1 pseudogene is annotated in these 220 nt (G+C 71.8%); it reads right to left on the bottom strand.

What is annotated here, in order from left to right:
* Positions 1-220 (bottom strand): annotated as a pseudogene (locus H6A15_RS10325) (IS21 family transposase); the annotation flags it as partial.

Raw genomic sequence — 220 nt, 5'->3', positions numbered from 1 at the left:
ACACCTTGCAGCGCCTCCACTCGTACAGCTCGAACGGCGCCCCGGGCAGAGGGTTCAGCGCCGCGCGCTCCTCGCCGAAGAACGCGTCGTCGCGACTGCCCTCGGCGCGCTCGCGGGCGTTGAGGGCGTCGACGAGCCTCCGCACCTCGCGGTTCAGCTCGTCGAGGGACGTGAGGCGCTCGTCGGCGAGCGGTGCGAGCACCCACATCTCGCACAGGTC

The sequence above is a fragment of the Enorma phocaeensis genome (assembly GCF_016901575.1).
GTDB lineage: Bacteria > Actinomycetota > Coriobacteriia > Coriobacteriales > Coriobacteriaceae > Limicola > Limicola phocaeensis_A.
The sequence above is the reverse complement of the archived record's forward strand: the minus strand, read 5'-3'. Positions and strand labels throughout refer to the sequence as shown.